Below are 23330 nucleotides of genomic sequence, written 5' to 3' on the forward strand. Positions count from 1 at the left end.
TGACGTCGCCGCCGACGAGGCACAAGGCACGTGCGTGCTCTTACCGGCCGAGGAACAGGCGAATTGCTGGCCAGAGGCCGCGCAGTCGACCGAACAGGCTGGGGGCGTGGGCGAGGCCCAAGTACTGCTCGAATGCGTGCGACCGGTCGGCGGGATACGGAAACCACCACGGCTGCCCGGCCCATGGCACCACGTCATCGACCATCGTGCGGGTGCGCACGGCCTCGAAGAGCCCCGCCGTCCCGTGGGATCGTCCGCTGCCACTGAGGCCGACGCCGCCATGGCTCACCTCCGCCACCCCGGCGACCAGTGCTACGTCGTTGATCGCCACCGTGCCCGCACGCAGCCTGGTGGCCACCGTTCGGGCGTGCCTTCGCGACCGACTCCACACGCTGGCGCTCAGGCCGAAGGGCGAGGCATTCGCGAGTGCCACGGCCTCGTCATCGCTGGCCGTGACGACGACGGGGAGCACGGGCCCGAAGACCTCCTCGGAGAGGCTGCGCGACCCCATGGGCACGTTCGTGAGGATTGCGGGCGAAACCAGCGGCGCGTCGGTGGCCCCGTGGGGTCGTTCGACCGTCGCGCCGAGCTCCCCTTCGACCCTGATCAGCTCCTCGATATGCGCCGCCGCCGCGCGATGGATGACCGGGCCTACCTCCCAGTGCGCGTCGCCTGGCGTCCGCATACGGAGACGCCCCACTTCCTCCCGCAGCGCGGCAAGGAACGGTGCAGCCACGCTTGCGTGCACGAATACCCGCTTCGCCGCGACACAGGTCTGGCCGGCGTTGGCGAACCGTCCCCACGCGATCCCGCGGGCGGCGAGACGGAGGTTCGCGTCTGCCAGGACCAGCGCGGGGTCGCTGCCCCCCAACTCCAGGGAGCAGGGCACGAGGTGTTCGGCGCATCGCCCAGCGACGACGCGTCCCGCGCGCACGGATCCGGTGAAGAAGACCTTGTCCACCCCGCCCGTGACCAGCGCGTCGCCGACGTCCGCGCCCCCGTGAACGATCGCGCACACCGCGTCCGGAATTCCCGCCTCGCGCAATGCCGCATGCACCAGGGACGCGGTCCCCACCGTGAGCTCGGACGGCTTGTGGACCACCGCGTTGCCGGCAGCGAGGAGCGGAGCGAGCTGCCCCACGGGGAGCATGAACGGGTAGTTCCACGGGGAGACCATCGCCACCGTCCCCCACGGCTCGAAGGTCGTGGTAAGCTGCTTGCGCACGAGGGCGAGCGTGGACGAGCGATGCGAGCGCGGCTGCAGGAGTCCGGTAGTGTGCCGAACGTAGAACCGGATGAGATCGAGTCCGGTCGCCAGCTCGGCTGCGAGCACTTCCGCCTCGGGCTTTCCGGTCTCGCGACGCACCATCTGCGCAACGGCCCGTCGTTCGCGGTACAGCACGGCCCGCCAGCGATCGAGTCGCCGCAAACGCTCCTCGACCGGCAGGGCGGCCCACGCGACCTGCGCCGCGCGCGCGCGGCACACGGCCAGGGCGACGTCGTCGCGGGAGGATGCCGGTACCGACGCCACGAGCTCCCCCGTGAACGGGTCATGGGTCTCGATGGTGCGCCCGACGCCGGTCATGGGCGCCCGGAACGAGCGGCGAGCCAGAATCCCGAGAGGCTGCCCGCGGCCGCGCCGGTCACCTCACCCAGTCCCCCAGGTGCAATGCCAGCGATCAGCGGCACGGCACCAAGGATCACCCCGGAGAGCCCCGCGGCCACCCACCACGGGGCGCGCAACCTTGCACGTCGGGAGTAGAACGCGACTGGGAGGAGCAGTGAGGCCAGGAACCCGGTGGCCATGAGCGTCTCGAACTGTCCATACTGCACCTCAAACGGTGCCAGGGTGTGCCAGAACCGGCCGAGGGTCACGCGATGCACGGTGGCGCGCTGTGCGCTGAGGGCGACGGCGCTGCTGCGGGCATTCACGCGAAAGGTGGTCGCGCTTGTGTCCGCAAAGGCGCCGTCGAGGACAAAGGTTGGCGAGCGCAGGGCGAGTCTCGATGCGTTGCGACGACTCCGAAACACCAGCGCGTTGCCGCGCTGGACGATCTGGGCCTGTTCGCCCAGCGGATTCGCGAGTCGGGCCAGTAGGACTGGGTCCGCTGCGCGAGTGTTTGGGCGGTCGAGGACTCCTTCGAGATCCACTTCTCCTCGCGCGTATGGCGGCGGGCGATCTGTTGGGTCAACGGCGACACCGTTGGGGAGCGGCACGCCAAACAGGCGCAGCCCCCCAAAGGTCCCGAGGAGCGGGCTGTAACCACCACGAACCGGGGTCCATTGGCTGAAGTAGACGAGGTCGGGGACGGCAGGCCGCAGGCTCCACGACGCCACGCCGGCCAGCGCGGTCGCGCCCACGCACCAGCCTGCCACCAACCGAGTGGCCGTTTGAGGGGCGGGGTCTCGCAATGTGCGCTGGTGTGCGGCAAGCCACCCGCCGATCCACGTGCCGAGTGTGTTGGACAGCAGGTCACCGGCGGATGCGTCGCGTCCGGGAATGAGTTTCCATTGCAGCAACTCGATCATGAGGGAGAGCGCGAACCCGATCAGCCAGGCGCGGCCGGGTGGATACCCATCCCGGATGAGGGCGATGCCGAGCGGAACAAAGACCACGACGTTCGCGACGAAGTCGAGCCCACCCAGCGAGCCGCAGATGATGCAGTACCGCTCCAGCGGCTGAGGCGCTCCTGGGGCGGGCCACAATGTGGCCGCGAGCAGTAACGCGGCGACAGCGGCGCTCCAGCGAGGCGTGCGTGATGGGGGGGCGTTCTTCATGCCGAGGCTAATGTAAGGCCAGGGCAAGAGCGCCTTCCGGGCGCGGAGCTTGCTAGCTTGGCCACCGGTGACGGGCCAATGTGACCGCCTCAAGGAGTCGGGTATTCATGGACAGGGTAACGGTGGGGAAGGGAAGACGCCCGCACGCATGGGAATGGGCTCTTGTCCTTGCTCCATTTCTCGCGCTGGTGGCGGTCCATTGGAACGACCTGCCTTCGCGGCACGCCGGCGACTATGCGCAGTACCTCTTGCATGCCCAGGCACTGGTCGAAGGCCGCCCGTACGACGCGACGGGCTACATCTATAGCCCGTACGCGGCGCTGATCAGTCCCCGGGTACAGCCACCGGGCTGGCCACTCATCCTCACGCCGGTGGTGGCCCAGTTCGGCGTGGGACTGTTGGTACCCAAGATCCTGGTGACGCTCGCTGGGGTGCTTTTTCTCGGCTTCGTCATGAAGCGGATGTCACGCGACGAGGACCCGACGTTGCTCGCCGTGGCCATTGGCGGGGCGGGCTTGGCGCTCGAGACCACGTACGCGACCAACTCGCCCCTTTCGGACCTTCCGTTCTGCGCGATGCTCTGGGGGATCGTGCTGCTGGCGGATTCACCGCGCGCGCTGTCCTGGAGTCGTACCGCGCTGATCGGGGCGCTGACCGTGTACGCCATCGCCACACGCATCGCCGGCGTTGCGGTATTACCGGCACTTGTGTTGCTGGCCTGGCGACGGCCGCATGACCGGCGTGTGCTGCTCGGGCTCACCTCGGCGTTTGTCGTGGCCGGAGTGGTGGGGATCCTCGTGGTGGGTCCTGACAAGGTGCCCTTCATGAGTCAGATGTTCCGGTCACCCGAGGTCATGTGGGGCCGGATCACGGCGTTCGGTGACAAGTATCGGCTGCCGTTCTTCGAGGCGACCATGTATCCGTTCCCCTGGGACCTGGCCAACGACGGATATCACGTGCTGGCGATGGGGATGGTTCCGTTCGGGGTGCTCGCCTTCTTCAAGCGCTACGGCCAATCACTGCTTGGCTGCCTGGTGGCGACCTATGCCGTGATGATCCTTCTCGCACCCGTGGCGGACGCCCGGTACCTGTGGCCATTCTGGCCGGTGCTGCTGTACTGGGTGGTGGCTGGCCTGCGCACGCTCGTGTCGCGGCTGCCGCGCGTGGCACCGCAGGCCACTCGTCTTGCCTTGGGGGTGGGATTGGTTGTCATCGTTGGCGGCTTCACGCGCGGTGTGCGGACGCCGTCGCCGGAGGGACTTCTCACCGATCCGGATGTGCGCGACCTGTTTTCGTGGGTCCGGCGCCATCCGCAGAAAGGGGAACTGCGCGTGATGTTCGTGCGTGCACGCGTTCTCACGCTGGCCACCGGTGTCCCGGCGATGGGGGTGTTCCGGGCTGACGATGCGCGGATCACCTCCGAGTTGCGCCGTGGGCGCATCACGCATGTCGTGGTGGGCGACGCAGGTACCGGGCATGTGGGCGCCGCCGCCCTGGAGGCGACGGTGAGGGCGATGCCGTCGGCGTTCCAGCGCGAATACGAGAACGCGTCATTCGTGGTGTATCGCGTCGTCGGGGCTGCGCGCGGTTCCTGACGACTGCCTGACGAGTGCACGGCGTGTGCGGCACTTTGTGCCGCACACGTCGGCGTCGTGACCACGACGGTACTTGCGGTGTGATGCTGCGTACAGAGCGGGACGCCATTCGCTGTTAGTTTCGGCCGGCGATGCGTGAACCAACACCATGGCTTCGGTGGGCGCACAAGCGAAGTGTGACCCGGGTCAAGTCGGTCGCGTGTTGCAACCCCCTGTCCTGCAAGCAGTTACCCCCTCCTCGGTTGCTCGTCTTCTTCGTGAGCACCACCGCAAATTCCTAAGCACGTGATGCAACCTGCACCAATCCGCGTCCCATGTCCGGGTCGCGACAAAGGCAGCCTCCGGGAAACCGGAGTGAGTCCGCAAAGCTGACGGGGCTACCGCACCCACCGGGTGCCATGCTGGCCGAGTTGCCGAACGAACCCTAGCCGCACGAAGGGACCGCCATGATCATGGATTCGACGAGACGCCGACTCACCACCTTCGCCGCAGCGCTACTGGTCGCATGCGGGGACAACGCGCAGCAGACGGAACCTCCGCCAACGCCGCCGCGGGACCAACTCTCGGTTCGCCTGGACGTAGAGAGCGACTCGATGTTGCTCGGCACGACGCGGCTGTTCGCCGCCGCCGTGACGAATCAGTTCAACGCACCTCGGTCCGCGTCCGTGACATGGGCGTCCACTAATCCTGCGGTACTCACCGTGGGCACGGACGGCCTGGTCACCGCGATTGGCGAGGGGAGTGCGCAGGTGGTTGCGTCGATCACGGGCAGCGCCGACACCGCCCTCGTGCGGGTGTACGGGCTCCCGATCTCACTGGCCGTCTTCCCCGAGGTTGTGAGCCTCGCGGTCGGCGACGACTTCCAGCTCACGACGGAATCCGAGAACGTCGCTGGGAGCGGCAGCACACCGATCGCGTGGTCGGTCTCCGACTCGAGCATTGCCGCCATTTCGCCGGAAGGCGTGGTGACGGGAATGGGCGAGGGCGACGTCACGGTGACGGCGCGATTCGGTACGGCGGAGGCGAGCGCTTCTGTTGGGGTGTTTGCCACGCCGGTCGCGAATGTCGCGGTGAGTCCGGCGTCTGCAACGATTGCTGTAGGCGGGCGGCTGGATCTCGACGCCGTCGCGCGGAGCTGGACGGGCAAGATCCTCGGCGGCGCGAAATTCAAGTGGAGCACGAGTAATGCTACGGTTGCCTCGGTCACCGAGGTGGGCCTCGTCACGGGCAAGACCCGTGGCTTTGCGGTGATCACGGCGACGGCTGGTGGCAAGAGCGCGAGTGCGACGATCAATGTCGCGGCGCCCTCGGTGGTTAGCGTTCGGGCGCAGCTCCCGGACTCTTCCCTTCTGGAAGGTCAGTTGCTCACCGGGACTGCGGCGGCGCTCGATAGCTCGGGTCGGGTGATCACCGGACTTCCGGTGGCGTGGCAATCGAGCAATCCATCGGTGGCTACCGTGACGGCGGGCGGGGCGGTGACCGCCCTCGCCGCGGGGACGGTCACCATCAGCGCGATTATTGGTGGCAAGGTGGGGTCGATTCCGATCACGATCGCGAGACGCGCGGCGACGTCGCTGGCGATCGTCCCTGCCAACCCGACCATCATCGTCGGTGGGTCGAGTCAGTTGATCGGCGAAGTTCGCGACCAGAATGGCGTGGCCATGCCCGGCTATCCGGTGACTTGGAGTTCCGCCAGCACATCGGTGGCCGTGGTGTCTTCGGCCGGCGTCGTGACCGGGGTGTCGCCGGGCACGTCGATCATTCGGGCCACGAGCGGTCCGCTCACCCTGACGACAACTGCGACAGTGAACGCGGTGGCGGTGAACCGCGTTACCGTCTCGCCGTCCACCGGGCAACTTGTGGTTGGCAACACCTTCACCCTCACTGCCACGGCCCAGGATAGTCAAGGCAACGTCCTGCCCGGGCGGGTGATCACCTGGACGTCCTCGGCACCTCAGGTGGCCACGGTGTCGCCATCGGGTGTGGTGATGGCGGTCGCCGTTGGGTCGGTCGTCATCACCGCGACCTCCGAGGGCAAGTCCGGTGGCGCGCTACTCAACGTGAACCCGGTTCCGGCGGCCACGGTCGCGACGGTGGGAGTGACGTTGAACGCGTCGCAGCTGAATGTGGGACAGGCGACCCAGGCCGTGGTGCAGCTTCGCGACTCCTCGGGGAATACGGTGTCTGGTGTGCCGGTGACCTGGGCGTCCAGCGCGCCGAGCGTAGCCACGGTGTCATCGAGCGGTCTGGTGTCAGCCGTCAGCGGGGGGACGGTGTCTATCACCGCCACCGCCCAGGGCGTGGTGGGTGGGGCGGGCTTGAGTGTGGCCGCGCCGTCCGCGCTGCCCGTGGCGACCGTCGCCGTAACCACCAATCCGGGTGCGATTCCCTCCGGCGCAACGGCCACGGCGCAGGTGGTGGTCAAGGATTCACTCGGGACGATCCTCTTTGGTCGCTCCATCGGGTATTCATCGAGCAAGCCCTCGGTCGCCACGGTCAACGCGAGTGGCGTGATCACGGGCGTGGCGTCGGGCAACTCCTACATCTCCGCAACGAGCGGTAGTGTCGTGGGTCGAACGCAGATCGCCGTGACCACTGGTACCCCCGTGGTGACGCGGGTCAGCGTGGACGCGCCCGTCACGACCCTGCAGGTGGGGGACACGGCGCGCGCGGTAGCGACCGCCTACGATGCGTCGAACGCCACCGTGGGCGGCCTGATCTGGACGTGGACCTCCTCGGACACCTCGGTGCTCAAGGTTGGCACCCAGGGCAAGGTGACCGCGCTCAACGTCGGGAGCGCGAGCATTACGGCCTGGGCGCAAGGCGTCACCAGCGGACTCGGGTTTACCGTGACGAACGCAGCGCCCGCGCCGGTGGCGTCCGTGATGTTCTCGCTCAACGCGAGTGCGTTGCAGGTAGGACAAACAACGCAAGGGAGCGCGATCCTGCGCGACGCCAACGGCAACCTCCTGACGGGTCGCACGATTTCGTACTCGAGCTCCAACACTGCCGTGGCCACGATCTCCACGACGGGCCTGGTCACGGCGGTGGGCTCCGGGAATGCGACGCTGTCCGCCTTGAGCGGCGGCGTGTCCGGTGGGGCGGGGGTTACTGTCGCGGCCGCGCCGGCCGTCGGGTCCGTATCGGTCACGCTGACGCCGGCAAGCATCAGCGTGTCGCAGGCGGCGTCTGCAACCGCACTCGTGCGCGACGTCAACGGCGCCATCATGACGGGCCAGTCGGTGACCTGGAGCATCGTTAACAACGGGGTGGCGAGCATCACGCAGAGCGGTGTCGTCACGGGAACCAGTGCTGGCTCGACCACCGTCTCGGCGTCCGTCCAAGGGGTCTCGGGTTCAGCGGCGCTCGCGGTGACGGCGGTGTCGCCCATTGCCACCCCGCAGCTCCCGCGCGCGGTCCCGGCATTGCCCGTCGCTGCGTTGAATCGAAGCTGTACCGACCGGCCGACGACGGTCACCGCGCTGCAACAGGCGCTCAACGCCGGCGGCGCGCGTACGATCTGCCTCGCCATGGGGTTGGTCCTCAAGGGCTCGTTCGATATCCCCGCCCGGGCAGCCAACGACACGTCGTGGAGCATCTTGCGGGCCGACACGACACTGACGCTAGGCACGCGCGTTACGGGGGCGGAACGTCTGCCCAAGATCCAGATCGTTGATGTGCGATTCCCCGCGTTGTGGTTCCACTCGCGCGCCGCACGTTGGGTGGTGCAGGGGATTGAGATGACCACCGATCCGGCCGTCGTTGCCGGTCCGTTGTCCCTGGTCGAGGCGGGTGAGCGGATCGCCGAAACCACCGTGGCAGCGCTTCCGCGCGAGATCCACTTCACGCACGTGAACGTGCACGGCTGGCCCAACCAGAACCTGCGCCGTGGGTTCATGCTGAACGGTGCCGGTCACATCGTCCGCGACTCGCGTTGCACCGAGATTCACGAGCGCAACTCGGACAGCCAGTGCACCCTCAGCTACAACGGGCCAGGGCCATTCCTCATCGAGAACAACCTCCTCGAAGCGGCCTCGGAGAACGTCATGTGGGGTGGGGCGGATCCGGGGATCAATGGGTTGGTTCCCTGCGACATCACGGTACGCAACAACCGGATCTCGAAGCCCGCGACCTGGAAGCAGGTCGGTACGCCGAGCCAGTCGGGGAGCTACCTGATCAAGCTGCTGTACGAGTCGAAGAGCTCTTGCCGCTCGCTGATCGAGGGGAATTCCTTTGATGGCGTGTGGAAGGACGGCCAGATGGGATATGCCGTGTGGCTCAAGTCGGTGAACCAACAGGGCAATTGCCGCTGGTGTCGTACGACCGACGTCACCTTCCGGAACAACACCTTCCGCAATGTGGGCGCCGGCTTTGCCTTCAGCGGGTCGCCCGAAGTCTTCCCGGTCGACAGCGCCTTGCGCCGGGTGCTGGTGACCGGCAACTGGATCGAGAACATCAACGTCCAACCGTACGATGGCGACTCACGACCCATCCTGCTCAACGTGAATGCGCGAGATGTCTCCTTCATCCGAAACACCTGGACCGGTGGGAACTTCCCGAAGGACGCCATCATCTTTGACATCTCGAACGGCATCAAGGCGGTCACGAACTTCCGCTTTGAGGACAACGTGATCCCGACGGCACAGTATGGGGTCGGGGCGACGGCCGTGGGCGAAGGGACCGTCGCGCTCAACGCAGGGGTCGGGGGGTCATGGACCTTCCTGCGCAACACGTTCATCGGCAACCAGCGGAACGGTTATCCCGCCACGACCAAGTGGGCGTCGTCGCTGGCCGGAGCGTTGTCGACCGGGTCCGGAGTGGCGGCCCCGCCGGTGCCCTAGCGGCGACGGGTAGGCGCGGCGGGTAGTGGCGAGGCGGGCCTCCGATCCAGGGGGCCCGCCTCTTGCTTGGCGGGACCCCGCGTGCCGTCCGCTACCAGCAGATCCCTTCGTACGTCTTGCCGTCGCTGCGACGCGCACCAAAGGCGCGCACCAGGTCCACCACGACCTGGCCCTCGCGCACCTTGTCGCTGATGGAGCGGAATTCCGGCGAGCCGTTGCCGATGATGATCGTGTCGCTCTTCGCCAGCACGTCATCGATGGAACCGGACATCAACTCCCAGATATGGGGGATCTCGCGCTCCACGTACTCCTTGTTGGCCCCAATCAGGCGTGCGCTCGTCACTTCCCGGTCGTAGATCGAGAGCTGGGCGCCCTTGCCGATCAGTTTCTCGATCAGGGTCACCATCGGGGACTCCCGCAGGTCGTCCGTTCCGGCTTTGAACGCGAGACCAAGGACGCCGATCCGGCGGCTCCCGGCCGCCTGCACCATGTCGAACGCTCGCGTGACCTGCAGGTCGTTGGACCGCAGGGTGGCCTCCAGGATCGGGGTCGGGACGTCGAGCTGGCGGGCGCGGTAGCTCACCGCACGCAGGTCCTTGGGGAGACACGATCCACCGAACGCGAAGCCCGGCTTGAGGTAATACGGCGAGATGTTGAGCTTCGTGTCCTCGCAAAAGATCCGCATGACCTCGTGCGAATCGACCCCGCTCGCCTTGCACACGTTCCCGATCTCGTTGGCAAAGCCGACCTTGAGCCCGTGGAAGCAGTTGCAGGCGTACTTGATCATCTCGGCGACCCGGATCGCGACCGTCCGAACCGGCGCGTCGAGGCCGGCATAGATCGCGGCCACGGTCTGGGCGGTCACATCGTCACCCGCGCCGACCACCGTGAACGGGGGATCGTAGAAATCCTTGATCGAGGTCCCCTCGCGCAGAAACTCCGGGTTCATCGCCAGCCCAAAGTCACGATGCGCCTTGAGTCCAGAGGCCCCCTCGAGCGCCGGCAGCGCCAGCTCCTCGGTGGAACCCGGCAGCACGGTGCTCCGGATCACGATCGTGTGCCGCGTCGACTTCTTCTTCATCGCCGCGCCGATCTGCGAACAGACGCGCTCGACGTAACTCAGGTCCAGGCTGCCGTTGGGCGCACTCGGCGTGCCCACGCAGACCAGCGAGATGTCCGTGGTGAGCACGGCGTCTTCCACACTGGTGGTGGCCCGGAGCCGCCCGAGGGTGCGCATCTCGCCGACCAGCTCGGCGATACCGTGTTCGACGATCGTCGCCTTGCCGTCGTTGACCATGTCCACCTTCGACTGGCTCACGTCGACGCCGACGACCTGATGACCTTCCTTTGCAAAGCACGCCGCGGAAACACAGCCGACGTAGCCGAGCCCGAAAACACTGATGTTGGATGCCATGATGATGTGTGTGCTGCTCAGGGAAACCCGCTTACGCGCGAGCCAGCTCGCGCACCCAGCCACCCGCACTGCAGACGCGCGAACCGGTCAAAACGTCTCAGTTTCGTCTGGAGGATAAACGCTCCACCACCGAGGCACAGGTCTGGGCGAACTGTCGGGCGACTCCATCCCAGCTGAAGTCTCGGCGAACCCGGGCCGCGGCCCGCTGCCCCAGGGCGTCGGCACTGGAAGGATCGGCCAATACGCCAGCGACCGCTGCGGCAAAGTCGGTGGCGCTGTCAGCGATCAGGATCTCGGCGCCGTGGTGCACCGGCAGCCCCTCGGCGCCAATGGTGGTGGACACCGTCGGTCGGCCCATCGACATCCCCTCGTAGATCTTGAGCCTCGTGCCGCCGCCAATGCGGAGCGGGACGACGAGCGCCCCTGCGCGTTCGAGGTACGGTCGCACGTCGGGAACCGTCCCGGTCACCGTGACGCCGGTGTGACGCGCGGCGAGCGATTTCACGCGCGGCGAGGGGTTGCGACCAACGACCGACACGGTCGCCACGGGGACCTTGGCCCTGACCAGGGGAAGGATCTCGTCGCAGAACCACTCAAGGCCATCCTCGTTGGGCAGCCAATCCATGGAGCCCGTGAAGACGATTTCGTGTGGGTTGCGTGCCACCCCCGTCGGCGAGAAGTAGTCGATGTCCACCCCGGTCGGGACGCTGGACACCTCTGAGACCCCCATGCGATCGCGAAAGGTGTCGCGGTCCGCGTCCGAGACGGCGACCACGTGGTCAAAGCGCTGGCACTCGCGGGTCTCCCAGCGCAGCATCCGGCGCCACTGTTCCCGCATGTAGGCCTTCTTGATGGGGTGGGTCGCGACAGCGGCGTGCCGTTCCCAGATGGCGGCCTCCACGTTGTGCTCGAACAGGACCGTGGCTACGCCGAGCCCCGCAGGCACATTCACGCTAGGCGTGAGGAAATCGCAGACGACCACATCAAAGCGCCCACGTGCGACCGTCCCGGCGATGGCGTGACGAAAGGTGGGCGACCGGTACTTGGATACCGCGTACGGCAGCGGGGAGAACACGTTGCGAAGGAGGTCCGCGTAGAAGGCCAAGGTGCCGCGACGCGGTTGCGTGAACGGGACCGTGATGACCTCCTGGCAGTACTCCATCGCCTTGTCCCGCGCGTCCGCAGCTGCGGTTCCGTCATCGAGCGTGAGGTAGGTGACGTGGTGCTGCTTCCGCAGTTCTCGCAACATGGCGTACGTGCGGATCTTCCCGCCCTTGTCGACGGGATGGAGCAACTCGGTCTTGAGCCAGAGGATGCGCATCTACGCCATGCGGATGGCGTCGATGGGCTCGCCATCGAGGAAGATGCGCTGCCAGATCTCGAAGTTGAGCAGGGCCCACAGGCGCTGGCCCTGGTTCCGCTCCCCACTCGCGTGCGACGCGGCGATCTGGCGCACGGCCGCGGGGTCGAACCAGCCGCGGGCCAGGGCGCGCGGCGAGGTCACGTACTCGTCGACCAGCCGCTGGTGCGAGGTGCGCAGCCACGGGCCGATGGGCACCGGGAAGCCCATCTTCTTCCGCGACAGGATCTCCGGCGGGAGCATGTCCTTCATCGATTCGCGGAGGATGTACTTGGTCGTCCAGCCGCGGAGCTTGAGGCGTTCGGGCAACCGCGCGGCGAATTCCACCAGCGGGTGGTCGAGGAAGGGGACGCGGCTTTCGATGGACGCGGCCATGCTCATCTGGTCTTGCTTCATGAGCAGCTCGTGCAGGTACGTCTTGGTGTCGGCGTAGAGGAGCTGGTCCAACAGGGTCCGTCCGTCCGACGCGCCTAACGCGGTCGAGGCCGCGGCGTACGGATCGATTCCCCCGAGTCGGGAACGGGCGTCCGCACTCAACAGCCGCTGCTGGGTGGCGCGATCGAAGACGGCGAAGTTGTCGAAGTAGAGCGAGGTCAAGTCGGCGGGAAGGACGAGGGCGGTGCGAGACAACTTCTGCCGGAGCCGCGAGGACGCGGGCAAGGTCCCGACCAACCCGCGCACGGCGTCACGCATAACGCGCGGGGTCCACTGCTCGTAGCGGCGCCCGAGCATCGCATTGGCGATGGTCACCCGATAGCGATTGTACCCGGCCAGTGTTTCGTCGCTCCCCTCGCCGGTCAGCACCACCTTGACCTGCCGAGCCGCGAGCTGCGACACGGCGTTCAGGGCGACGGACGATGGGTGCGCCATCGGCTCGTCCTCGTGCCAGATGAGCCGCGGTACGGCGTTCCAGAAGTCCGTGGGACTGACGACGACCTCGTGGTGGTCGGTGCCATACCGCGTGGCGACCAGGCGAGCATACTGTAGCTCGTTGGCCTCGCGTTCGGCAAACGCCACGGAGAAGGTCTTGATCGGGTCCCGAACCAAGGTGCTCATCGCGGCGGTGATGCTGGCCGAGTCGATGCCCCCGGAGAGGAACATGCCTAACGGGACATCGGCCATGAGCCGCAGGCGCACAGCCTCGATGAACCGTTCCTTGTATTCCGCGATCAGGGTGGCGTCGTCGCGCTCGTCGGTGGCCCCGAAATGCAGGTCCCAGTAGCGCGCAATCCGTACCTGCCCGTCCCGCCAGGTCAACGTGTGGCCGGGCGGCAGCCGCCGGATCCCCGCGAACAGCGTCTCCTCCCCGCTCGGGGCGTGGTTGGCGAGCATGTCCGGGAGCGCACGTTCGTTGAACGCGGCGCGCACGTCGCCGGCGGCCAGGATCACCTTGATCTCGGAGCCGAAGAGCAGCGAACCGTCGGCGAGGTGCGCGTAGTAGATCGGCTTGACGCCAAAGCGGTCTCGGGCGAGAAACAACTCCTGCGAACGCTCATCCCAGATGGCGATGGCGAACATCCCGCGGAGCTGCTCCGGCATCGCCGCCCCATGCCGCTCGTACAACCGCAGGATGGTCTCGGTGTCACACCGCGTGTGGTAGTGCACCCCCTCCGATTGCAGCTGCGCGAACAGCATCGGGTGGTTGAAGATCTCGCCGTTGAACACGAGCTGAACCTGCCCGTCGTCCGAGGCCATCGGCTGGGCCCCGTGCTCGACGTCGACAATGGCCAGCCGGCGATGGCCTAACGCGACCCGTGCGCCGAGGTACAGGCCGACGCCGTCCGGTCCCCGGTGCGCCATGACGTCCCGCATGCGCTCCGCGATGTCCCGCGTGACTGGCGCCGTGCTCCTCCGGGGCCGGACCAGGCCGCTGATGCCGCACATGTCAGCGTCCTCCCGTGGTCGACGGGAGCGAAACCCCGGCCTGCCGAATCCCCTGGCTCCCGGGCGCGATCCAGCACGCCACGACATCGTGGGTCAGGTCGCGCTGCAGCCACCACGCGGTGGCGTCGACGTCCAGGGACATGTGTGACGAGTGAAAGGGCCCACAACCGATCAACTGCACCTCGCCGGGTGACGTGACTTCCAGGCATCGACCGATCTCCCCGTCGATCCACCGCACGCCCTGCACCGAACCCGGACAGGCGATGACGGTGGCGATGGTGAGTTCGCCACGACCGTACAACTCCGCCCGCAGCCGCGGTGCCTCGACGCGGGCACCGTAGGCCGGTGACACCTCCCCGGCCTCCACCGATAGCTCCCCTGTGGGGACGAACACGACGGCATCGACCTGGTCGCCTCGCATTACCTGCACGACCTGTCCGGTCGCGACCAGGTCAGTGCCTGCTGCCCCCTGCAGGTGTACTGCGGCGCTGCCGCCCGACGCGGCCTGCCATGAGTCCACCACCACAAAGTACCGGTTCCGGCCCCGCCCAAGCACCATGAGGTCGCGCCGATACGTGGCGTCAGGCTCGAACCCATCATGGTGCCCCCGGAGCCACGCCCCCCACCGATCGGTTGCCCACCACTCAACCTGCGTTGTGGCCTTCGTGGACCAGGCAAACGGCCCCGCCATCACAGACGATGACCGCCCGTCAAAAGTCGCGGCATTGTGGCTCGACGTTGCGCGAAACCGGTCCCGGATGCTCGGGTCGGTCGAGTAGCTGCAAGTCCCGGGGTCCACGAACAGGGGGCGCCCGCCGAGCGTCAGGTCGAACGAGAGGGCGTCCGCGTGGGCGTGCCCGCAGTTCAACGCGCCGTGGGGCCCGGCGTCGACCACCATGAACGAATCGGCAGGGGAGGACGGGTCCCGCAGGACGGCGAGCCCCCCGTCGGGAGCGAACGAAGAATCCGGAGGGTGCCCGCGGGTACCGGTCGACGGGACCGCACCGAGGATCCACGCGACATCAGCCATCGCCCCTCCCGCGGCGGCGAGCAACGTCTCGTCCTGTGTGAGGGCACCAGCCAGGGCGAGCGCCGGCCGGGCGTCGGTCCCCGGACGACCGTCAAGAAAGAGGAGGCGGCCGCCGTCGTCGTCCCCGATCAGCGGGAAGGTTCCATCGGGACGGGTGGTCGCCGCGAGCACGTGTCCCATCCGCCGGACCGCGTCGCGCACGGCGGGGAGGGGCTCCCCCTGGCGCTCCGCGAGCGCGGCAAAGTGGGCGTAGAAATCGAGCGTGTAGCGATGGTACCAGGTCGACTGCTCGAAGTACGTGCCGTCGGGACGGACGTGGCGCGGCAGCCACTGCAGCAGCACCGCGCGTCCCACGGAGCGCCAGCTCGCGGCGGCACTCACGTCGCCCAGCTCAACACCCAGGTGATACAGGGCCAGCGCTTCCCCGGTGAGGTGGGTGTTGGGACTGAAGTACGTCGACAGGTTCCGCTCGAGATGCCGGGCGGCAAGCACCAGGTGCCCGAGGGCGCGCTCCACGGTGCTGCTGCGGAGGGCGGGGGCGTCCGCGGCGAGCCGCAGGGCCCAGAGCCAGGCGATCGCGCGAAAGCCGACCTCCAGGCTGCTGGCCCAGTTGACCCCACGTTTTGGTGGATTGGCGTCCATCCAGCTGACCAAGGCCGCGTCGATCGCCGCAGCGTACGTCGGGTCACGGGTGATCCCCCAAGCCTGGCCTAACGAGACCAGCCATTGGTGCCGATTGATCTCCCACACGCGCTTGTGGTCGCCGGCCACGGCAGGGTCGAGATAGGGAACGCGTGACCAGTGCAGGCGAGGAGCGGCAATGCCGGCCACGGGGTCGCGGTGCCAGTCGATGGGCGTTCCGACGTCCATGGCCCCGTATCCCAGCAGGTGGAGTCGGCCTGCCAAAACAGCGTTGGCCCGTTCCATGACGAGGCGCACCCCCTCGGGATCGCTCTGCCTCGCGAGGGCGGCCGTCCGCTCCGGGTGGTCCAGCCCGGCAAAAAAGCCGCGACCACCGCGCACGCGCAGCGCGCTGACCCACGCCGCCGCCGTGGGGTACGTCGCGCGAGCCTCTGGGCGCAGGTGCGCGTGTAGCGCCGTGGGGGTGAGCTCCTCCTGGTCCAGCCACCCCGCACGCTCCAGGACCACCCCGACAAATTGCCGGGCTCGGAATTGCAGTTCCGCCCCCGAGCGGCCCCGGAGTCGGTCCAGCGAGAATCGGCGTCCGCTGTTCATCGTGGCCTAGTGACGCCAGACATCCCAATCCCCTCGCGCCGCATTCCAGGTGGCGCGCACCACCGCCACCTGCATCAACAGCAGGCCCCACGCGATCGCGCGCAGTCGACCGCTCACCAGCAGCGCGACACAGGCGTAGATCACCCCGGCGGTGACCACGCGCATCGTGTCGTCGGGCCAGCGCCCGTGCGCGCTGCTGATGCCCCCGACCGCCACGGCGAGCACGAGGTACGGGGTCAGGAGGCGCAGCAGCTTGTGGCTGACAAACTGCACCCAGATGGGATTGCGCCCCGGGTGCACCACCGCCGGAAGCCACGCGCACAACTGCAGCACCCCGGTGAGCGTTCGGGTCTTGCGTCGGTATTCCGTCCCCTGGCCGAACGCGCGATCGTCACGCGCCACGGCCGACGGCTCGAGGCCAATGCGATACCCGCGGGTGGCGAGCTGCATCGGCGTGAAGAGGTCGTCGAGTATCAGGCCGGCCGGCAGCGGCTGCCAGAGGGCGCGCGGCATGGCGTAGATGGCCCCGGTTACACCAACCGCCGAATGCAGCCGAGCTTCGTTGGTGCGCAGCCATCGCTCATACCGCCAGTACATCGAGGCGACGTTCCACCGGCTGGCCCCCTCGATCTCCAGCGCGCCCGACACTGCGCCCATTCGTGGGTCGGCGCCCAGGGCGTCCACGAGTCGCGGAATGGTCTGGCGATCAAACAGCTGGCCGGTATCGGCGAACACCAGCACGTCCCCGGTGGCGACGCGCACGCCCGCATTGAGGGCCCCGGCCTTGCCGCGCGGCGGCTCGCCGGCCACCACGCGGGCCCCATTCACCTGTGGAAGGGCCCCGGGGCGTGACGCGTCACACGCGACCACCACCTCCAGCGGGCCAGAGTACGCCGTGTCGCGGAGGTTGGCCACCCGTCGGGCGATGTCCGCGTCACTCTCCCGGGTGGCCAGGATGACACTGAGGGGTGGGGACGCGGCCTCGCGCGCTGCGGGCTGCCGCCGCGTGCGCGCCAGGAGCCACACGCCAATCGGGTATCCGACCCAGGTGTACAGCAACACGCCAAGCGACAGCACCGCGAGCACGACCATGGCGCTACGCCCAGGGAAAGACCGACAGTCCCATGCGGCGCCGGATGAACCAGACCAACACGCCACTGCGCGCCACGGTGGCGCACAACGTCGCGATCGCCGTTCCGATCAACCCGTACATCGGCGTCAGGATCAGGGTGAGCACCAGGTTCAGCAGGGCACTGCCCCCAATGATCCACGCGGCTTCGCTCTGGTATTCCGTCATGGTGAGCAGGAATCCCGCCGTGGCACCCACGAGCGCCGCGGTCGTGATGGCAATGCTCAGGATGACCAGCACCGGGTACGCTGCCTCGAACTCCGGGCCATACGTCCATCGCAGCAACAGGTGGCCGAACGCCACCAGGATCGCGAGGATGGGGAGCCCGATCGCCGCGTTGGCGACGAACACCTGGCGCACCAGATGCTGCAGGCGCACGTAGTTCCGCTGCTCGTGCAGCTCGGCAATCAATGGCGCCGCCACAAAACTGATCGACGTCTGGCCAAACTGCAGGAGCATCGTGAATTGCGCGGCCGCGCCGTACAGGCCCGTCTCCTTCGCGCCGACGAGCCATCCCACCACGATCAGGTCGGACTGTTGCGAGATGACCAGCTGCGCGATGCCAATCGTGACCAATCCCTTTGCCGCGGAGATCCATCGCGGCTTCTCGAAGGTCATCGGCGCGCGGCGCATCGCCGGCGGAACGGCGCCCCGGAGCCAGTACTGCAACAGCAGCACCGCCAACGTCGTCGCGCCAAGATTGATGGCAATGACCTGCGCCGGGCTCGGCGTCGCCCCCAGGACGAGCCACGCCCCGACTGTCGCCGCCAGCAGCGCGGGACGAAGGACGAGCCCCGGCACCTGCGACTGCACGTACCGCTTGAGGGCCTGCAGGTGACTCGACGTCAACAACATCTGCGCGTTCATGACCAGCATGCCTGCGACGACCATGAGCGCCGCGGGCAAGGCCTCGTGCTTGGTGGCGAACTCCGCACGCCAGACCCAGGCAATGGCCACCCCGAGCGCAGCGACCCCCAGCGAGGTCCAGCGCACCACCCGTCGACTCCAGGTGGAGTACCCGCGGGCGTGGCCCCATTGCTCGGCGCCGATGTACCCGGCCAGGAACCTCGTTGACGTGCCGTCCAACTCCATCTTGGCCAGGACAGACGCCGCGTTCATGCAGGCGAGGGCCAGGAGGTAGACCCCGAATCCCTCCTGCCCGAGGGCACGGGCCAGGATGATCTGCCCTAGAAACGAAATGCCGGCCCCGCCCACATTCACCATGAAGGAGCGAAAGGCACTCCCCGTGACTCCTCCGCCGCCAATCCGATCGCGCACTTGCTCGATCAGGCTGGCCATGGCGCCTCGTGGTGGCGTCGGTGGAGTCGTCATGCGCCCGGCCCCTGGCCACAGACGGCAGGCGAAAGGGCGCCCGCGAGCAGGCGCGCCACCCGGGCGGCACCGGCGTCCGTGAAGTGGACGAAGTCCGCGAAGTTCCCGGACCAGTCGCCGCTAAACGCGGGCGCGAGATCGACGTACGCCACGGCGGAATCGCGCGCCACGCGTTCGGCGACCACGCGGGCGGCGCGATGGAACTCCACGAGTACTTCGCCCGTGACCCCCGGAAATTGGAATTCCCAGGCCGTGAGCAACGCTGCATCGCGGAACCCAGGCGCCATCGTCGCATTCACGTGGCCAGCCAGGGTCACTGGTACGCCCAGCGATCGCGCGACACCGATGGTGGTGCGCAGGTCATCCTCCAGGAGCTGCAGGCGCTCCTTCGGGAGGGCACGCACGATGAACCGTTCCCGGCGGCGCATGAGCAGGGCGCGCCGGACCCCGGTCATCACCGCGTCGGGGAGCAGTCCCTTCACTTGCGAGACGAGGCGTTCCTTCGACCGCCAGGCGAGCGCGCGCCGCCACGGGAGCGTGGAGTCGCCATCCGTTGGGCCACGTGAGGCGGTCGGTGACTGTCGATTGAGGTAAAACGCCGGAGAAGGGTAGAGCAGGAAGTGCGTCGGCTGGAGCTCTCGCACCACCCGATCGATGACCGGGTTCATGGACGGGAGCGCCATCCCGGGCAGCGCCGCATTCACGACCTCGACGTTGCGGCATCCTGCCAGGGCGAGCGAGTCCTGCAATTGTCGCGGATATTCGCGTCCCGCGGACTCGTACAGGCCAAAGGTTTCCGAGGCCCCTACGACAACAATCCTCGGCGTGCCAGCCGGTCGCGGGATCGTGACGGACGGGCTCCGCAGTCCGAGCTCGTTCAGCGCCCATTGGCGGTACCGCGCGTTGGGACGACCACGGGCCCCGATCGAGTCCAGCCAGATCAGGTCGGCGGGTCCCGCTACGCGGGAAAGCATGGGAATCTCCGCCGCCACCCGATCCTCGATGCGGGTCACGGCCTCCATGACCAGCGCCGCTGCGCCAGTGAGGAGCAGCCACTGCCACGTCCAGCGGGGGCCCCGGCGCTCCTCAAGCGGTTGCATGCGCCTCCACCGGTGGGGCGTCCATGAGCGCGACATACAGGGCGCGCCATCCGCGTCCGGTAGCTTCCCACGTGTAGGTCGCCAGGCAGTGGGCGCGCGCCCGGGCGGCCAGCCCGGCCCCGACGCCTGGCTCGCGGATCACCCGCAGGGCCGCCGCGGCCAGTGCCTCGTGGTCGCCGCGCGGAACGAGGATCCCGGTGATGTCCTGGGTGACCATCCAGGGAATGCCCCCGGCATCGGTGGTGACCACAGGTAGCCCGGCGGCCGATGCCTCAATCAGGGAGAGGGGCATGTTGTCGATGTCCGGGCTGTTCAGGTAGATGTCGGCCTCATCGTACAGCTGCGCCATCTGGTCCGGCGTGACTTTGCCGCGAAACTCCACCGCGCCACCCACACCCAGCTCGTCCGCGAGTGCCTCCAGACGCGCACGCTCAGGGCCGAACCCGGCCACGATCAGTCGCGCCTCACCGAGCACCTGGCGCACCGCGGCGAACGCCCGAATGATACACCCGACGTTGTACAACCCCTGCAGGTTCCGGTTGGACAGGAAGATCGGGCGAGGGCTCGGCCGCTCCCGGAACGGAAATCGGTCGACGTCGACAAAGTTGTGGATCGCCAGCGCAGGCAGGCCGAACCGGGCGAAGACGTCCACCAGGTAGCCCGACGGCACCACGATCCGGTGTGCCAGCCGCATGGCCGGTAGCGCGGTCCGGCGCCAACGCGCGAGGTGGTCCTCCGCCTCACCGCTGTGGTAATTGAGGACCACGCGCTTGCCGAACAAACGACCGATGAGCATAGCGGGCAGCGGGGCCAGGATGAACGACCAGTACGAAGCGGAGAACGCGTGGATGACGTCGTATCTCGGCACCGTGCGCAGCAGCGAGAACAGGTAGGCCACCGAGGTGACGATCGTCCGGACGAACTTGATCCGCTGCAGGGCGCCCAGGGGGCCAGGCAAGGCCGGGTTCACGGCGAGGAATCCCGGCACGATCCCCGGCAACGTCTCCAGCTTGTCGAGCAGCCGCTTGAGCTGCACGCTCTGGCCCCCGACGATGGCGAGGGACGGCCCCACGAGCAGGACCCGGATCGGGCGCGCGTCGGTGGTCATCGTCGCGCTCAGAACTGGAAGTAGAGGAAGGGCGACGACCGCGTGCCCAGGATGATCGCGAGGCTCGCGGCGAAGGCGAGGGTGATCGCCACGCGTCGTCGCGCCGTGTCCCGCACCTCAATGTCGAAGGCATTGGGCCCGACCATCGACCACCAGGCGGCGGCGCCCAGGGCCACCGCCGCGAGCCCGGCGTGCGGGACGAGGCTCCCGCTCACCGGTGAGAACATCCGGCCGAGGAGCCCGGTCGCCATCTCGAAGCTCGTGGCCCGGAACCAGACCCAGCCGACCACGGCGGCCAGGAACATCCCGACTTGGCGAACGACGCGCGGGAGGGCGTCCCATGGCCGCCCAAATGCCCGGTGCACGCAGAGCAGCGCCCCGTGATATGCGCCCCAGATCACGAAGACCCACGACGCCCCATGCCAGAGCCCGCCGAGCAGCATGGTGATCATGAGGTTCCGGTAGGTAGCCGCGGTGCCGTTGCGGTTGCCGCCTAACGGGATGTACAGGTAGTCACGCAGGACGCTCGAGAGCGAGATGTGCCAGCGTTGCCAGAACTCGGAGGGGTCCAGTGCCTTGTAGGGCGAGTTGAAGTTCTGCGGGATGCGAATACCGAACAGGTAGCCCAGGCCCACCGCCATTGAGCTGTAGCCGCAGAAGTCGAAGTACAGCTGGAAGGTGTAGCCGAGCATCGCCATCCAGGCGCCGGCCGTGGAGAGCGACGACCACTGGTGCAACGCCGGATCCACGAAGGCCGCAATGGAATCGGCCAGCACCACCTTCTCCACCAGGCCGATCACAAAGAACTGCACCCCGGGGACAATCCAGCGCGTCCGCGAGGCGCTGTCCAGGTGGTCCAGGTCCTCCTCCACCTGCCGAAAGCGCACGATGGGACCGGCCACCAGCTGCGAGAACAGCGAGACGTAGGTCGAGAACTCGAAGAAGTTGCGCGTGGGCGTGATCACCCCACGATACGCGTCCACGATGTAGGTGATCGTGTGGAACGTGTAGAATGAGATCCCGACGGGCAGGATGATGTCGAGGTGGGGCAGCGCCACCTCGGTTCCGAACCACGACGCCACCGCCCGCGTCGAGTCCAGCGCGAAGTTGAAGTACTTGAAGAACGCCAGCAGCAGCAGGTCCACGGTGATCGGCAGTACCAGGCACCAGCGCCGCTGTCGGGGCTCGGTATAGCGCAGGAAGCCGAGGCCGGCGAAGTAGCTCACCAGCGTGGAGAAGGCCATCAGCAGGCAGAACCGCGGGTCCCAGTACCCGTAGAACACGTAGCCGGTGAGCGTCAGCCAGACGTATCGCGAGGACTTCGCACGCAGCCGCCAGAACACCAGGTACGTGACCGGCAGGAACGCGAACAGGAAAATCGCGCTGTTGAAGAGCATCGCGCGTTACCCTGACACCGGGGTGATGCCGTAGGCGCGGCAATACGCGTCGACCATGGCATCCCGGCTGTAGGTGGCGGTCACCGTCCGCTGACCCGCCGTGCCCATGCGCGCCGCCGCGTCCGGCGCGCCGCGCAGGGCGCTGAACGCTCGGGCCATCGCGGCGCCGTCCTCGGAGGGCACCAAGCGGCCGGAAACACCGTCCGTCACCACGTTGGGGATGTCGCCCACCGCGGTGCTTACCACCGGGACCCCGGCACTCATCGCCTCGAGCATGGCCATCGGCAGCCCTTCCGAAAAGGACGAGAGCGCGAACACGTCAAGTCCCGGCAACAACTCGGCGACGTCGCGACGCCATCCCAGGAAATACACCCGGTCGCCAACCCCGCGGTCCGCGGCACGGGCATGGAGGGCGTCGCGTTCACTCCCATCCCCGATGAACACGAGCGCCGTCTCCGGATCGCCGGAAAAGGCGCTGGCAAACGCGTCGACCAGTAACGGAAAGTTTTTTTCGGGGGCAAGGCGCCCCACGGTCGCGACGACAAAGGGCTCGGTCACCCCCAGGCGGTCCCGCGCGTCGGCGCGACGCGTCGGCGTGGTGGCCGGGAGCAAGGCCACGCCGTTGGGGATGACCTGCAGGCGGCGACGTGCGATGCCTAACGACGCGTAGTACCCGCGCATGCGCTCACCCAGGACGGCGAACGTGTGCACCGACCACGCCAGTCCACGTAATCCGGCGCGCAATCCGGGCCGCTCCAGGAGGTACTCGATCGAGTGCTCCGTGTGCACCAGGCGGGGAAAGCCGGCCATGGTCCGCGACACGGCGCCGTACAGGAGGGGGGCGAAACCGTGGGTGTGCACGGCGGACGCGTCAGCGCCCCGCAACACGTCGGCGACCGCACGGTAGTACCCGGGGGAACGCATGCGCCGACCCCCAAGCGAGGTAAACATCACCCCCTGGTCGCGCAGGCGCGCCTCGAGTTCACCACCGGCGTCGAGCCCGACCACGGACGACCGGATTCCCCGGCTGGCGAGGGCAATGGCCAGGTCCGCGCACATCGTCTCAAGCCCGCCGCGGCCGACCTCGAGGACGACCTGGACAACACTCGCCGGTGTGGCCGCCACG

General features: G+C 67.8%; 14 protein-coding genes and 1 riboswitch. Of the genes, 2 read left to right on the plus strand and 12 right to left on the minus strand.

Annotation, left to right across the window (positions count from 1 at the left end):
• Positions 1 to 40 precede the first annotated feature (40 nt).
• Both IPK85_11695 and IPK85_11700 read right to left on the minus strand, forming a co-directional pair.
• A complete protein-coding gene (locus IPK85_11695; GenBank protein MBK8248048.1) occupies positions 41 to 1585 on the minus strand; it encodes an aldehyde dehydrogenase family protein in 1545 nt (514 codons plus the stop codon).
• On the minus strand, positions 1582 to 2778 hold the full coding sequence (locus IPK85_11700) for a VanZ family protein (GenBank protein MBK8248049.1): 1197 nt from the start codon (positions 2776 to 2778) through the stop codon (positions 1582 to 1584). The genes IPK85_11695 and IPK85_11700 overlap by 4 nt, the downstream gene beginning before the upstream one ends.
• A gap of 188 nt (positions 2779 to 2966) precedes the next feature.
• Between IPK85_11700 and IPK85_11705 the strand changes: the two genes are divergently transcribed.
• Positions 2967 to 4373 carry a hypothetical protein gene (locus tag IPK85_11705; GenBank protein ID MBK8248050.1) on the plus strand — a complete coding sequence of 469 codons (1407 nt, stop codon included), beginning with the start codon at positions 2967 to 2969 and terminating at the stop codon, positions 4371 to 4373.
• 323 nt (positions 4374 to 4696) lie between these two features.
• A riboswitch (cyclic di-GMP riboswitch) is annotated at positions 4697 to 4791 on the plus strand.
• 28 nt (positions 4792 to 4819) lie between these two features.
• Entirely contained in the window at positions 4820 to 9214 is a 4395-nt protein-coding gene (locus IPK85_11710; GenBank protein MBK8248051.1) for an Ig-like domain-containing protein, read from the plus strand.
• 91 nt (positions 9215 to 9305) lie between these two features.
• Here the strand turns inward: IPK85_11710 and IPK85_11715 are convergent, their stop codons facing one another.
• The 10 genes from IPK85_11715 to IPK85_11760 all read right to left on the minus strand — a co-directional run bounded on the left by IPK85_11715 (position 9306) and on the right by IPK85_11760 (position 23329).
• The gene (locus IPK85_11715; GenBank protein MBK8248052.1) at positions 9306 to 10628 is read right to left on the minus strand and encodes a UDP-glucose/GDP-mannose dehydrogenase family protein; all 1323 of its coding nucleotides are present in this window, start codon (positions 10626 to 10628) and stop codon (positions 9306 to 9308) included.
• 97 nt (positions 10629 to 10725) lie between these two features.
• Positions 10726 to 11949 carry a glycosyltransferase gene (locus tag IPK85_11720; protein ID MBK8248053.1) on the minus strand — a complete coding sequence of 408 codons (1224 nt, stop codon included), beginning with the start codon at positions 11947 to 11949 and terminating at the stop codon, positions 10726 to 10728.
• On the minus strand, positions 11950 to 13872 hold the full coding sequence (asnB, locus tag IPK85_11725) for an asparagine synthase (glutamine-hydrolyzing) (protein MBK8248054.1): 1923 nt from the start codon (positions 13870 to 13872) through the stop codon (positions 11950 to 11952). It lies immediately after the preceding gene.
• A gap of 1 nt (position 13873) precedes the next feature.
• Positions 13874 to 16138 (minus strand): alginate lyase family protein, encoded by a 2265-nt coding sequence (locus IPK85_11730; protein MBK8248055.1) that lies wholly within the window; start codon positions 16136 to 16138, stop codon positions 13874 to 13876.
• A gap of 6 nt (positions 16139 to 16144) precedes the next feature.
• Positions 16145 to 17230 (minus strand): glycosyltransferase, encoded by a 1086-nt coding sequence (locus IPK85_11735; protein MBK8248056.1) that lies wholly within the window; start codon positions 17228 to 17230, stop codon positions 16145 to 16147.
• 4 nt (positions 17231 to 17234) lie between these two features.
• Positions 17235 to 18566, minus strand: a complete 1332-nt coding sequence (locus IPK85_11740) for an oligosaccharide flippase family protein (protein MBK8248057.1) — start codon at positions 18564 to 18566, stop codon at positions 17235 to 17237.
• 29 nt (positions 18567 to 18595) lie between these two features.
• Positions 18596 to 19699 carry a hypothetical protein gene (locus IPK85_11745; GenBank protein MBK8248058.1) on the minus strand — a complete coding sequence of 368 codons (1104 nt, stop codon included), beginning with the start codon at positions 19697 to 19699 and terminating at the stop codon, positions 18596 to 18598.
• A complete protein-coding gene (locus IPK85_11750) occupies positions 19686 to 20807 on the minus strand; it encodes a glycosyltransferase family 4 protein (protein MBK8248059.1) in 1122 nt (373 codons plus the stop codon). The genes IPK85_11745 and IPK85_11750 overlap by 14 nt, the downstream gene beginning before the upstream one ends.
• Before the next feature lie 8 nt (positions 20808 to 20815).
• The gene (locus IPK85_11755) at positions 20816 to 22204 is read right to left on the minus strand and encodes an MBOAT family protein (protein ID MBK8248060.1); all 1389 of its coding nucleotides are present in this window, start codon (positions 22202 to 22204) and stop codon (positions 20816 to 20818) included.
• A 6-nt stretch (positions 22205 to 22210) separates the two neighbouring features.
• Positions 22211 to 23329, minus strand: a complete 1119-nt coding sequence (locus IPK85_11760) for a glycosyltransferase (protein ID MBK8248061.1) — start codon at positions 23327 to 23329, stop codon at positions 22211 to 22213.
• Position 23330: the final 1 nt, after the last annotated feature.

The organism is Gemmatimonadota bacterium (assembly GCA_016712265.1).
In the GTDB taxonomy this organism is placed as follows: Bacteria; Gemmatimonadota; Gemmatimonadetes; order Gemmatimonadales; family Gemmatimonadaceae; genus RBC101.

What these genes read in the sequence shown, in the direction of transcription:
- IPK85_11695 (MBK8248048.1), bottom strand. Translation starts at nt 1,585, where the DNA reads ATGACCGGCGTCGGGCGCACCATCGAGACCCATGACCCGTTCACGGGG.
- IPK85_11700 (MBK8248049.1), bottom strand. Translation starts at nt 2,778, where the DNA reads ATGAAGAACGCCCCCCCATCACGCACGCCTCGCTGGAGCGCCGCTGTC.
- IPK85_11710 (MBK8248051.1), top strand. Translation starts at nt 4,820, where the DNA reads ATGATCATGGATTCGACGAGACGCCGACTCACCACCTTCGCCGCAGCG.
- IPK85_11715 (MBK8248052.1), bottom strand. Translation starts at nt 10,628, where the DNA reads ATGGCATCCAACATCAGTGTTTTCGGGCTCGGCTACGTCGGCTGTGTT.
- IPK85_11720 (MBK8248053.1), bottom strand. Translation starts at nt 11,949, where the DNA reads ATGCGCATCCTCTGGCTCAAGACCGAGTTGCTCCATCCCGTCGACAAG.
- asnB (MBK8248054.1), bottom strand. Translation starts at nt 13,872, where the DNA reads ATGTGCGGCATCAGCGGCCTGGTCCGGCCCCGGAGGAGCACGGCGCCA.
- IPK85_11730 (MBK8248055.1), bottom strand. Translation starts at nt 16,138, where the DNA reads ATGAACAGCGGACGCCGATTCTCGCTGGACCGACTCCGGGGCCGCTCG.
- IPK85_11735 (MBK8248056.1), bottom strand. Translation starts at nt 17,230, where the DNA reads ATGGTCGTGCTCGCGGTGCTGTCGCTTGGCGTGTTGCTGTACACCTGG.
- IPK85_11740 (MBK8248057.1), bottom strand. Translation starts at nt 18,566, where the DNA reads ATGGCCAGCCTGATCGAGCAAGTGCGCGATCGGATTGGCGGCGGAGGA.
- IPK85_11745 (MBK8248058.1), bottom strand. Translation starts at nt 19,699, where the DNA reads ATGCAACCGCTTGAGGAGCGCCGGGGCCCCCGCTGGACGTGGCAGTGG.
- IPK85_11750 (MBK8248059.1), bottom strand. Translation starts at nt 20,807, where the DNA reads ATGACCACCGACGCGCGCCCGATCCGGGTCCTGCTCGTGGGGCCGTCC.
- IPK85_11755 (MBK8248060.1), bottom strand. Translation starts at nt 22,204, where the DNA reads ATGCTCTTCAACAGCGCGATTTTCCTGTTCGCGTTCCTGCCGGTCACG.